Raw genomic sequence first — 12,457 nt, 5'->3', positions numbered from 1 at the left:
GCAGATGGCAGAAGACAGGAATCGGCTAACCGACACCTAATCAACGGCAATTTCAACACGACGATTGCGTTGTCGGTTGGCATCGGTATCGTTAGCGATTAGGGGACGTGTGCCGCCATAGCCCACAACCACCCATCGGTATTGATCGCCCAAGGCGCTGACGAGATATTGCTGAACCGCTTTGGCACGGCGAAAGGATAGTTCGCGATCGGCGTCGGCGTTACTATTAGTGTCCATGTGGGCTGTAATGCGGATTGTGCTTGAAGGGTAGCCGCGCAAATCCGTGATGATTTTGTCTAATATCAAACTCGCTTCTGGGCGCAAATTGCTATTGCTCTGCTCGAATAAGAGGTCACTGGGCAATGTGACTTTCAATTTGTCAGCGGATAAGAGAGAGTCAGAAACGGGCATGAGTTGATTGGCGCTGCTGTTGCCCATGGCTTGGACATCTGGGTTAACAGACGATACTCCTTCGAGTTGCAGGGCAATCGCTTGCATTCGCGTTTCTAGCGTTTCGTTAGCACGGCTGGTGCCCAGTTGTGTTTCTAAGGTCTCCACGGCTTCATTCATTGAATTCAACTGCGCCTGCAACTGGTTCAGCTTCGCTTGTGCCTGTTGTCTTTGAACAGGTGTGAGTTCCAAAGACCCAGTGGTAGAAGTGGATGGAGTTTGGGGACTGGACGAAGATGTTCTTACGAGGGACTTTTTGTCAAGACCTTCCAGAACTTTGAGGATGAGGGGCTTCTCCGGATTGGGGTTGGGATAGACATTAGCGAGGACAATGCCCCCAATCAGGGCTAGACCCCCACCTACACCCAGCAGTAGCAAGCGGAAAATTAGAACAAGTAACCACCAAGGTCTAGTGGTTGATCGCTTAGGGGAAGTCTTAGTGGCTGAACTAGTGGATTGAGTCACCGATTTTCCTGAATTGCATTCAGACCATAGAAGAATCATAAAAACAAACGATGAATTCAATCATGCCCCCATGAGGATGAAAGTCGCAACCAACCCCCTCATCGAGGAGAGAACCCAACTCTTAACCTCAAAGTGAAAACTTTCGTAAAAGACTGACTTGATGAATTCTTAACTTGTTATACATAACATAATGAATATTTCTGTCGTTCCTTGGGCGTTGCCCCTTACACATAAAGCTCACTTTAGCAACCCCAATCTTTAATGTCCAAAAGAATATTGCGTTGAGTAGGAGGGTTTCGCAAGCAACCCTGTTTGCTGCTTTTAGTCATCCTACTCACTTATGGCACATGGCAGGTGCTGTACTGGCTCAGGAATGTCAATGTGCCTAGGGTCATAAACCCATCAGTGGTGCCATCTTCCTATCCCTCAACCGAAGTGACTAAAGAAATAGCCCAAGAATATGACTCAATCTAGAGTGACTGAAGAAATAGCCCAAGACATGACTCAATCCGGAGTGCAAATTGACCCCCTGGATAGTCCCCATCCCATTCCTTGGAATTGGGTGTTGGCGACCCATGCCGAGCTGAGTGCTAGTAAGAGTTCGGGGATACGCTACTATCGCAGCCCGTCACTTCTTTCTCCTGATGGTCAGTATGCTGCCTATAGTCGCATTCAGATGGAAGGACAGCCGGAGCTATACCAAAGCCGCGTCACGAGTGTGGTTTTTGTAGAAAATTTACAGACCGGCGATTTACGGACGATCACCGCCTCTTCGCCCTTAGTTAATCATTCTCTGCTCCAAGATCAAGACGCCGATATGCCGGGGACAATCACCATCTTGATACCTATTTCTTGGTCAAAATCAAGCGATCGCCTCCTAGCAAGGCAGTTTGAGGGGCTATTTAACACCACTGAGATTTCGGATTTTGCCGTCGTTTGGGATCGGCGGCAAAATCTGGTCACGACTCTAGCCCCTCAGAGGGTTGAATATGATATGGCTGTGTTGCTGGGCTGGAGTCAAACGCATTCGGATCGAATTCTCTTTCGCGCTGGGGAATTAGGCTATGAACGCTGGCCTGTGTGGTCTGTTGATTTGAAGGGTGAAACCAGTCTTGCCCTTGAGGATGAACCGAGGGTTTATGGTCAAGTGATGAACCAAGTTTGGGCAGGGCCGCAAGCCCGTTGGTAAGCTGTTGGGCCTGGAATGGGCGTAACTCTCACCAAAACAAGGATTGAGTAGACCTATCTTACGAGTAGAGTATCCAGATAGGTCTAGTCATTCAAAGCTTTGGTACAAGTGCCACAAGTGGAAAATGCGATCGCTTCCTACGGTTCCTACTCTGACTTCTTATGCCAGTTGCCATTTTCTCCTTTTTCGTAATCCCGCTTCACGGCACTCCAAGCCACTTTAAACGCCGTGTCCTCCTCCTCATACTGTTCGAGTGCGCTATTAAAAGCGGCGCGGAAAATCTCTTGACCATGCTTAGGTAGGTGGTCTTTCACCGAATCCGGTAAATCTTCAATGCTTGGATAGGGCATCGCTATACCTCTGTTACTCACTTAATCCCAGGTTGCTATTAGGACATCAAAAAATCCTATTTCTCAAGACCGAATTTGGCTGATTTCTACTTATCCGTTCCAGACTTTTTGCTGTAAAAGAAGCACCCTGTTCGTCCAAGCAATGCAATGTTTTATGCCGATTAACTCAGCGATATCACTTCTTGGATGGGTACGGGTTCTCCCTCTTCGGGAACCGAATCAATCTCAATGCGAAACGTTCCTTCAAAACCAGTTCCCTTGACCTCAAATTCCCATCCTTGAGTTGTCTGCCTCATCTCATTCTCTGGTGAAGGCTGAAATCGTTGTTGTGCAAACTCCTCGCCTGTATGAAGATACAGCTTCAAGTTGGGCGGTAAAAGTGCCCGAATGTAATATTGCTTGCGGAAGATGACATTGTCGGAGAAACCCATACCCAAAAGATCCCGTTCACCGAGGTAGAAATCAAGCCGCATCACCATATCCTTGGGTGTAACACTCTCATCCTCAAGAATCGGTGTGGTATCGAGGTATCCTTCCCAAATCAGCTTGTTTTCATCAGCCCAAGGAAACGCCATGTTCTTGTCGCTCAAGTCCTCCTTAGTGAAGGGGCCATAGCAGTTTTCCGCTTCGGAACTCTGGTGAAATAGCTCAAAGTCTACTCCCCGTGGCTTAATGGAAACGCCCAGAAAGAATTCACTCTTGCCGAACCAATCTTTACCGCGAGTAATCATCGCCTTAACCAAACGCAGGCGAGTGCGTACATTCCCAAACAAAAAACGCGTTGCCACTTCAAACGACTCGCGACAAGTTAGCAGTGAGTCAAAGCCTCCATGACACTTGTGCAGAAAGGTTCGGGGTGCGCCGGGAATTTGAGCAAAAGTCTGCTTTACCAGTCCGTCGCTGCGATTGTAAGCAGGCCCATACTCACCGGGTGCGGAGAAAAATTGGTTCAACATGGCAGCCGATGTCGTGCTGTAACTTCGGTAATTGGTACCCACTACAGTCAACAATCGCGACAGAGGGAAGTAGTCTTTAAAATACCGATAAGACGAAGGATTCGTAGGATCGCTTTGGAACTCAGGGTTGAAATGCTCAAACTCCTCTGCCGACTCAATCGGCAGCCAAGACTTAATCACTTGCAGAGAAACACCTTGGTGTGGTGTACCGAGGGTGACAATTTTATTGATATAGTCCTCAGCTTTTAAGCCATTTTGGGGGTAGGTGCGTTGCACAGCTTCACGAACCAGTAACCCACCCATCGAATGAGCAATGATATTGACCTTGGGCTTGATACCATCCTGCATCGCGGCTAGTTCCCGAATAAAATCGATCAGCCGAACCAGTGCTTTGCCATAAGTTTCATACTTGCGCTCCTTGAGATCGTAGTAACGGAACACCCAAAGGGAACGACACGGATCGTCAGCCGACTCGATTAGATACAGCGCCATCGCTGGGTCAATGATAATTTTCTCTCCGGAAAAATACCCCTTAGTTTGCAGGCGCTTGAATTTGTTCAGGACATCTTTATCTATCAAATTCTGAAGTTTATGAGGCAGAATGGAGCCACTGTGCAGCATTTCCTCCAAGTACAGCAGTTTCCGAGGAAGCATCGGATCATTTTCAATTCGGCTGCCGTAGTAGCCCACCACATTCGTGGCATCTTGGTATTGCCAATGCGACTTCATGAAGCGCAGGATGAATCCCTCATAGATATAGTTTTCGCCTTGTTTATGAGGGTAGACGCTGCCATCCGTAAATCCTTGGTAAGTGAGTTTCCGTTCATCATCGGTGGTGAAACCGCCAAACCCACGAATTAAAATCAACGGGAGGGGACGGCGGGTAGGCGTAGACATAATTTGCTCCTAAAAACTCTCTCTTTGGGATGAATGATTACGGTGTAAGTGACGGAAATTTTGGCACGATAGATTCTCTGAGCGGATCTTATTGATCAAACTGATGGGGGACGTAATCCTCCAAATCAGCCTCAAGTATCTGGGCAGGAGCGCCGTTATTGGTCATACTTCGTATATAGAGCTGCTAGCTGCTAAGGCAACGATAACTGTTATATGCCACGGACACCCCTAAGGGAAGGAGGCGACTTACCCATTGCGCTTGACGATCTCGCCGCGCTGCTTTTGAGTGCCGATCGTCTCCAACATCTACCACTGCTCTTAGCTGGGCCAATTTTACGCAGTACAGAGAGTAACGCCGTTACCGTATGGATGGCTCTCAAAGCACCTCGTGAAGTCACCCTCAATGTTTACGCCACAGACGCCAACGGTTTTATCATCGGGAATTTGGTGCTTGAAGGTACGAGCGTCACTGTCGCCCTCGGTCAGCATTTACACATTGTCGCTGTTACCGCTAAGCCCCTCACAGGACGAGAACTCCTGCCCTTAAATCCGGGATTATCAACCCCCATCCCCTCATCTCTACAACCTGGACAAATCTATGCTTACGACCTGAATTTTGGTAACCGTGAGCAGAATCTTGCCCAAGCTTTGACAGCAGAGCTGTTTCCCCAAGTTACAGTAAGCTACTTTGAGCATCAGTTACCCACCTTTGCCATGCCGCCGGAAGATTTGAACGATTTACGGATGGCTCATGGTTCCTGCCGCAAGTTACACGGAGGTGGGCAAGATACACTCCCCATTTTGGATGATTTGATTGAGCATTATGCCCATCAGCCTAACGCTCGACTGCATCAGCTCTTTTTCACGGGTGACCAAATCTACGGAGACGATGTCGCTGACCCTTTATTATGGGTTGCCACTGCCGTGGGTGACACTCTGCTTGGTTGGGAAGAACATCTGCCTTTAGGTTCAACGCCACCTCATGGTGATACCTATAAAAAACCGAGTGAACTGAAGCCGGGACAGCGAACGGATATCGCGAAAGATGACGCTAGCTTCACCGCCATGCTGAGCAACAGTCCGGAGAAAGCCAAAAGCCATCTGTTCAGCCTGGGTGAATATTATGCTAGCTATCTACTCCTTTGGTCGCCTATTCTCTGGCCCGATCGCTTACCGCAGGGTAAGAAAGTCTATCCAGATTCTAAGCTGGCGAGGCAATGGGATCAGGAAGCGGTTCATGTCAGAGACTGCATGAATCAGTTGTGGAAAGTGCGGCGTGCCTTAGCCAATGTGCCGACTTACATGATTTTTGATGACCATGATGTTACCGATGATTGGTATCTCAATCGCGCTTGGTGTAACCATGTATTGGGTAAACCCTTAGGCAGGCGCGTTGTGCAGAATGCAATGTTAGCCTATGCCGCGTTTCAGGCGTGGGGGAATACACCGGAACAGTTTGAGCAGGGGAAACCGGGGGGAAATTTGTTGCAAGCGGCAGTGAGTTGGTCGGCATCGGCAGGAACGGATGAGTCAGCTTTAGAAGAAATCAGTAAATACTTAGGAATTCCTCAGCTAGATCCGAGCACCGAGGGGCCGAAATTGAAGCTGGATGAAGAGGTCCTCATTCTCGATCGAGATTATGCCGATGGGACACAACCTGTAGAGTGGCACTATACCGTTAGAACTCAGAAGCATGAAGTGATTGTGCTCGATACCCGAACTTGGCGAGGTTATCCCCAAGGTGATGAGCGATCGCTCGCGCCTCCCATGCTTTTGTGTCCCACAGCCTTTAAACAACAAATTCAACAGCCCTTAGAACTCACCGATCAACTTAAACAAATCGGTCAGTCGGATATTGAAGTCACCTTTGTCGTTTTGCCAACCAACTTGGTGAGTCTGCAAGTGATTGACGAAGTTCAACGCTTGGAACTAGAGAAAGGCAACGTTTATGATTCAGATGTGGGCGATGCTTGGAACTTAAATGAAGTTGCCCTATCCAGACTTCTCGCTGCACTCTTCCAGCGGCGACGGATGGTGGTAATCCTTTCGGGTGATATTCACTATGGAGCCACTATTCGCCTCAGCTATTGGTTAAATCCGAATCGGCAACAGACTAAAGTCAAACATCAAAATTTCCATCCACCATCCAACATCGAAACCTTGCCTATCCCCAATCATGCACGAGTGTTAGCTCAACTGACGGCAAGTGCTTTCAAAAATGGCGAATTGAAGACATATTTGGTTCATACGAAAGCCAAATCTCTGGCTCCAGAATTACCTCAAAATTGGGCAGGATGGAACGAACCCCCTCAACTTGTAGAAATCCAAATTACACCAGACAGAGTGCGGATGCTGGATGTAGAAGTGCCAAAGACTGGCCCAGTAGTGAGGCAAATCAAAGGACTGTGCGGGAATTGGGCTGTGGCTTGGGAAATTGCGCTCAAAGACCCCAACTTCGCTCCGGATTGGCAGTATTATGTGGAGTGGATTAAACGAGAGAAAGCCATACTTGCTCCCTGGATAAAAAAGCAGCTAGCTTCAGCGCCGCCCAAACATAAAAACGCCAGTCGATGGCTTACAGGCGTAAAAAATTGGGTATCACTCCTGTGGCGAAATCAGTGGCTTCAAGAGGGTGAAGAAGTGATTGGGCGCAATAATTTTGGAGTGGTTAGCTTAAAATGGCCTCAAAGTCAAGAGGAAATCAAGGTCGTGATTCAAGATACTTATTGGCAACCGCCTTGGGAACCCAACAGCGTGGTTTATAGCCGATATTCCGTCCCGTTGTGTGTCGATCGCCCACCGCCACCTCCGAGAGTGGTGTTACCTGATGAAATGGGAGCGTTGCAGTAGATTGAGCGTTGGCGAAGAGTGCTTAGATGCCAGGGTTAGTCCATCCCAGGAGCGATCGCATTCCTGTCCAAATCCCAAAACGCGATCGCCCCTTACCCTTAAGCTTTAGCCGCTGCGTCTTCTGTTTTCTTGGGAGGTTGAGAAACACCCATGCGAATTTCTGAGTACAGACACGCCATACTGAATCCGCCAGAGTGCTTGAGGATGCTGGTGCGTAATCGAAAGTTTGGACTGGCAAACCATAAACGTTCCTCAGAATACATGGTTTCGTATTCTGTAATCATCGTTAAGGCATGATCATTTCCAATCATATAGCGACCCATTACAGGCGCTTTCTGGGCATCACCCATTTGTCGCAACAGCCGACCTTCGTTAGGTTGGTCTGGGTTGGGAATCGGGATCAGCAGCGTGGAACCGTTGCGCTTTCCTTTATCTTCATACCATTCCATCGTGCCGTCCCAAGTGATTCTCGCACCACACACAGCCAGTTTCGGATCAATGTGGTAGTGTTCGCACAGTTGAACGACCTCTAGAGCATCAGCGGCAAGCCGTTCAATCGTAATATTGGACTGACCACTCTCCGCTTGCTTGAAGGCAGGATGGTGACCTGTCCGTTGAGAAAACCACTTGCCCGCACTCTGCTCAAAAATTTCTTTAATATCCATGAAGTAAATGAGAAAGCGTTAACGATGTTTAACTGTACAGGATTGTTTGCAATCACCCTTTGAGTGGTGCCAGAGGCAATCGCCCCTAGGCAATCCCTCTATCCCTCCTAAGGCGCTTCTGATAAGCGATGTAAAGAGATTGAAGCCGATTGAGACACTTGGGGATGGCTGTCTTTCTCCAAGAATTTTAACGCAGAGATGCTTTTCTCACTCTTAAGATTACCGAGAGCTTCTGCTAAACGCTGACGGACTAGCCAATCGTCTGCCTGAGCAAAGTCCAAGATATCATCAATAGCATCTATGGCTTTGATTTCACCTAAGGCGGCGATCGCGGCTTGTTGAATCACCACTTCCTCACTCTTCAACGCTTGGGTGAGAACCTCACGCGCACGGGGGTCTTTAATATTACCCAGCGAGACAGCCGCACTAAACCGCACCAACCAGTCGGTGTCTTCGTAGAAAGACCGAACGAGAGGTTCAAAGGCTCTTGGGTCAGCGAGATAGCCTAAAGCCCCAGCAGCAGCGGCACGAATCCCATAATCCGGGTCAGATTCGACTAATTTTACCAAAATGGGGTAGCATTCGTCGGTTTGCTTTACCCCTAAGGCAAAGACAGCCATTGAGCGAACTTGCAAATTGCTATCGTCTATGACTTTTTTAATCAAAGGTACCGCCTCATCGGCTGGAACATCGCGTAGTGAGGCCAGTGCTACCATGCGATCGCGTGAGCTTTCGCTTTCAAGCTGAGTCGAGAGTTGGTCTAAACTGGGATGAGCCATGGGCTAAACAGGGTTTTTTAAGAAATGTTACAGAAATTTAGAATTCTTGCTACATCCTAACGCCCCAGCCGGGGAACTAACCAAAGGACTTTAACTTCACCTTGGTTTGTACTGATTTATCCCAAAACTCAATTCATGGGTTAGCTTGTCTAAATGTTTAACTGTCTAAAAACAGTGGATGCCAATCAAAGCAATAGGCTCAAAAAAAAACTCAGGTCGCTGTCATTGCTGGTGCTGCTCCTAGCTAGTTCCTTCTGGTTGAGTAGTTGCAAAAAAGAGCAACCTGTCAATCGATTCCAAGAAGAAATCAACCAACTCAAGACAGAGAATGCCAAATTGAGGGCGGAGGTTGATCAACTCAAGACACAACTCGATAATCCAGTGGCTCAATTGAGTCCGTCGCCTACGCCTAAACCCGTAGCCGTTGCCCCCAATGCGCCTAAACCTGTTGCTTTCGAGGACATTAAAGGGGTACTCGGAGAGAAGCAAATTATCCAATTGGGCCAGTTGGGAGTGTTCGATTCAACATCGGGGAATTTTGACCCCAAAGCGCCAATCACCCGTGCTGAATTTGCGCGCTGGCTAGTTCGGACGAATAACGCTATTTTTCCAGGGTCTTCCGATAAAACGATACGCCTGTCGGAAGCGGGCAAGGCAACGTTTTCGGATGTTCCACCCACCCATCCAGACTTCCCCTACATTCAGGGTTTGGCGAATGCAGGCTATTCGATCAGTGACGATGAGAAAACATTTAAGCCGGAGCAGATTCTCACCCGCGAACAGATGCTAGCCATGAAAGTGGCGCTAGACCATCGAGTGCCCCTTGAGAGTTATAAAGGTGGTGCACCGGGGGGTTGGACGGACAGCAATAAAATCTCCAAGAAATATTGGCCGGCCATCTATGTAGAAAGTGTCTTTCAAAACAATGCCAACATTAGTCGAACGTTTGGTGCGCTCAAGACGCTCAATCCACAAGCTCCTGTAACCCGATCGGAAGCTGTACTGTCTATCTCGGCGATTGGTGATAATGTCGCTGGTTTTACGACAGCCGAGGAGGCTGTGGAAAAGCTAGAACAGCAGAGTTTGCCTTAATCTGAGTGTGGCTAATCATGACACTATTCCACAGGGTAGGGGCACGACATGTCATGCCCCTTGAGAAGGTACTGGCTTTGGATTTAGATCCTCACTTCGACTTAAGCTTCAATTACAACCCGGAGATTCCCCCGTTTCTTGGCAACACGACAAGCGGTTGCACTACCAGAACGTTCAAACTCTAAATCTAGCAGAGTTGAACCCACGCGCAAGTTTTGCAGTGACAGCTTATTGATCGATTCTGGCAGGGCTGGGTCGAGAATCCGCAGGCAGTTATTGCGGGCATCAGGTACCAAATTAATCATCACTTGCAATAACTGGAAGATACTACCAGTCGCCCAAGCTTGAGGTGAGCAGGCAACAGGATACATCACCGGAGCATTACCATCCGTTCGTTCGTAGCCGCAAAACAGTTCAGGGGGACGGTTGTAGGGTTGTTGTAATGTCATATCAATTAACGATTGACACAGTTCCAGCGCTTGATCGACGAGTCCGAGCGATCGCAATCCCACCGCAATCATGGAATTATCATGAGGCCAAACTGAACCGATATGATACCCCATGGGATTGTAAGCGGGAGACAAACTACTCAGGGTACGAATCCCCCAACCACTGTACATATCTGGGGCACGCAGCCGTTCCGCCACACTATAGGCTTTTTCCGGTGCTAAAATCCCCAAATTCAAGCAGTGACCAGGGTTGGAGGTAATACTATCCACCGGATTTCCCTCTCCATCCAAAGCCAAGGCACAGAAGTCTTCTTCAGCCACCCAGAAATCCTGGTTAAATCGGCGCTTGAGGTCTTTTGCCTCATCTTGCCACTGATCTGCTAAATCGAGCCGCTTCTTCATCCGGGCAATTTCTGCCAAACGGATTTTAGCTGAATAAGCATAAGCCTGCACCTCACAAAGTGCGATCGCACCCTTGGCTATCTGCCCCTTGCGATTAACAATACAGTTTCCGGAGTCTTTCCACCCTTGATTCGCCAAACCCCGCTTGGATAAGCGATAGTAACTGATATATCCGGTTTCAGCCATCTGGCGGTCAATCCAATCCATTGCCGCTAAAGCATTAGGCCACAACCGATCCAAGGTTTCGGTGTCGTGGGTCCAAGCATGGTATTCGCAGTAGAGCATTAACCACAACGGGGTGGCATCAACGGTGCCGTAATAAGGCGTATGGGGAATTTCCTCACAGCGAGCCATTTCACCCATGCGGATTTCGTGCAAAATCTTACCCGGTTGCTCATCGCGCCACTCATTCTCTTCCTTGCCTTGATATTTTGCCAAGATAGACAAGGTTTCGCGGGCAATGGTAGGGTCGAGCATTAAGGTTTGCGAGGCGGCAATAATCGAGTCACGCCCAAACAAAGTGGAAAACCATGGTACTCCCGCTGAAAGGACTTTTCCTTTGCCAAATGTCTGCCGGAGTAGATAAACATCCTGTTCCGCCCGCTCAATCACCTGATTAATCGTCTTTTCGTCCGAGCGAATCTGGGTGACGTGTTGCTGCCACTCTCTTTGTTCCACTAATTCAGCGGCTTTGGCCTGTCCCAAGGTAGCGGGCGCACTGACAATAGAACTAGAACGACTGTTAATCAAGACTCTGAGCCGATACCCCAACTTTAGAGTTTCGTGAGAGTCTAGATCTAGTTGCCATATCGCTGTTTTACCCTTCAAGAAGTCGGGTTGGCGATGCACGAATTCGATGGACGATTGCATCACTAAGCCATCCCGTCCTTTATAGGCGAGGGTCAGTTCTTGAGTTTCTTTTTGAACGGCTTCATCTTTCGGTATCTCATGTAAGAGCTGTCCCCGGTGTCCTCGTCCATAGCCCCGGACTTCAAATAAATCGACGAAATCAGCATCAAAGCTGAGACTCAGTTCAAAACGAATGCGACTTGTGGTATAATTGGAGACTTCAATTTCATCAAACAACGCTCCATTCAAGACAATGTCCCGCGCAATCCCGATGGTTTCCGCCCGTAGGGGTGCGTAAGAAATCTCGCCCTCCTCAACTTCTGCTTCTGCCTCTAATTGCTCTGCTTCTTCTAAACGTTCGCCTTCTAGGCGCGGATTGGTACATAAAACAGAAAGAGCAAAGCCTTTTTCAGCGGTGCTGCTGAGTAATACCGGGGATCGTCCCTCAATCTGTAACTCCAAGCGGCTGAGGAACCGGGTATCGTGACAGAACAATCCCATACTGGCGTTCATGTCATCTCTTAACAATCCACCAATATTTCCTAGGGTATCGGTCACTAAAAACAGGTCATTATCTTTAATCGTGAGTGTCGGTTGTGGACGTTCACTTAGCACACTCGGCCACTCTGTCAGGGGCAATTCTTCAGCAGGAACAAAAACTTTACCATCTAGCTCAAGTTTATCCGTAGTCATACCTTAAGTTCCAGTCAACGTTACAGTTGTCTTTGGGAATAGATGGACGCAAGGAATTTGTTGTCAATATAGTGTGACAACCTGTTTTATACCTTGCTTAACGAAACGCCAATTTTTTTGATGTTTAGAAAAATGCCGTTGACAAGGTTTGCATTTCTTCATTAAGAAAAGTTTAGACAGTATCTCAAGGTTAATATCCCTACCAAGGGGGAGAGATTCAACCGTTGAGTCGTAGATGCACACAAAAAGATGCGCCAGTTGACTAATGTCTCCGGCGTCCATGGGTCTATCTTAATGAGTCCTCTTTTTGGTGTAACGCTTACGTCCAGATTTCCTCTTTATCAATATACGAATGTACTGGAAACCGTTAC

The 12,457-nt window shown here is 48.2% G+C and carries 9 protein-coding genes; 3 read left to right on the top strand and 6 right to left on the bottom strand.

The annotated features are described in order from the left end of the window. Positions 1 to 36 precede the first annotated feature (36 nt). Complete coding sequence (locus tag MIC7113_RS03890) at positions 37 to 915, bottom strand: OmpA family protein (protein ID WP_015180874.1); 879 nt, start codon at positions 913 to 915, stop codon at positions 37 to 39. 460 nt (positions 916 to 1,375) lie between these two features. Between MIC7113_RS03890 and MIC7113_RS03885 the strand changes: the two genes are divergently transcribed. Further along, positions 1,376 to 2,104, top strand: a complete 729-nt coding sequence (locus MIC7113_RS03885; protein WP_015180873.1) for a hypothetical protein — start codon at positions 1,376 to 1,378, stop codon at positions 2,102 to 2,104. A gap of 146 nt (positions 2,105 to 2,250) precedes the next feature. Here MIC7113_RS03885 and MIC7113_RS03880 read toward each other — a convergent pair whose 3' ends face one another. Together MIC7113_RS03880 and MIC7113_RS03875 are read right to left on the bottom strand one after the other, a co-directional pair. Further along, positions 2,251 to 2,454 carry a ChaB family protein gene (locus MIC7113_RS03880; protein WP_015180872.1) on the bottom strand — a complete coding sequence of 68 codons (204 nt, stop codon included), beginning with the start codon at positions 2,452 to 2,454 and terminating at the stop codon, positions 2,251 to 2,253. 161 nt (positions 2,455 to 2,615) lie between these two features. Then, positions 2,616 to 4,307 (bottom strand): PGAP1-like alpha/beta domain-containing protein, encoded by a 1,692-nt coding sequence (locus MIC7113_RS03875; RefSeq protein WP_015180871.1) that lies wholly within the window; start codon positions 4,305 to 4,307, stop codon positions 2,616 to 2,618. Between the two features lie 213 nt (positions 4,308 to 4,520). Between MIC7113_RS03875 and MIC7113_RS03870 the strand changes: the two genes are divergently transcribed. Continuing rightward, entirely contained in the window at positions 4,521 to 7,157 is a 2,637-nt protein-coding gene (locus MIC7113_RS03870) for an alkaline phosphatase D family protein (RefSeq protein WP_015180870.1), read from the top strand. 98 nt (positions 7,158 to 7,255) lie between these two features. Here MIC7113_RS03870 and MIC7113_RS03865 read toward each other — a convergent pair whose 3' ends face one another. Both MIC7113_RS03865 and MIC7113_RS03860 read right to left on the bottom strand, forming a co-directional pair. After that, entirely contained in the window at positions 7,256 to 7,822 is a 567-nt protein-coding gene (locus MIC7113_RS03865) for a phycobiliprotein lyase (RefSeq protein WP_015180869.1), read from the bottom strand. A gap of 107 nt (positions 7,823 to 7,929) precedes the next feature. After that, a complete protein-coding gene (locus tag MIC7113_RS03860; protein ID WP_015180868.1) occupies positions 7,930 to 8,601 on the bottom strand; it encodes a HEAT repeat domain-containing protein in 672 nt (223 codons plus the stop codon). Between the two features lie 174 nt (positions 8,602 to 8,775). Here MIC7113_RS03860 and MIC7113_RS33030 point away from each other — a divergent pair, with 174 nt between their 5' ends. Continuing rightward, entirely contained in the window at positions 8,776 to 9,693 is a 918-nt protein-coding gene (locus MIC7113_RS33030; RefSeq protein ID WP_172642222.1) for an S-layer homology domain-containing protein, read from the top strand. Positions 9,694 to 9,794: 101 nt separating this feature from the next. Here the strand turns inward: MIC7113_RS33030 and MIC7113_RS03850 are convergent, their stop codons facing one another. Further along, entirely contained in the window at positions 9,795 to 12,086 is a 2,292-nt protein-coding gene (locus tag MIC7113_RS03850; RefSeq protein WP_015180866.1) for an amylo-alpha-1,6-glucosidase, read from the bottom strand. Between the last annotated feature and the right edge of the window lie 371 nt (positions 12,087 to 12,457).

The sequence above is a fragment of the Allocoleopsis franciscana PCC 7113 genome, assembly GCF_000317515.1.
GTDB lineage: Bacteria > Cyanobacteriota > Cyanobacteriia > Cyanobacteriales > Coleofasciculaceae > Allocoleopsis > Allocoleopsis franciscana.
Note: the sequence above shows the minus strand (reverse complement) of the source record. Positions and strands in the feature narration are given on the sequence as shown.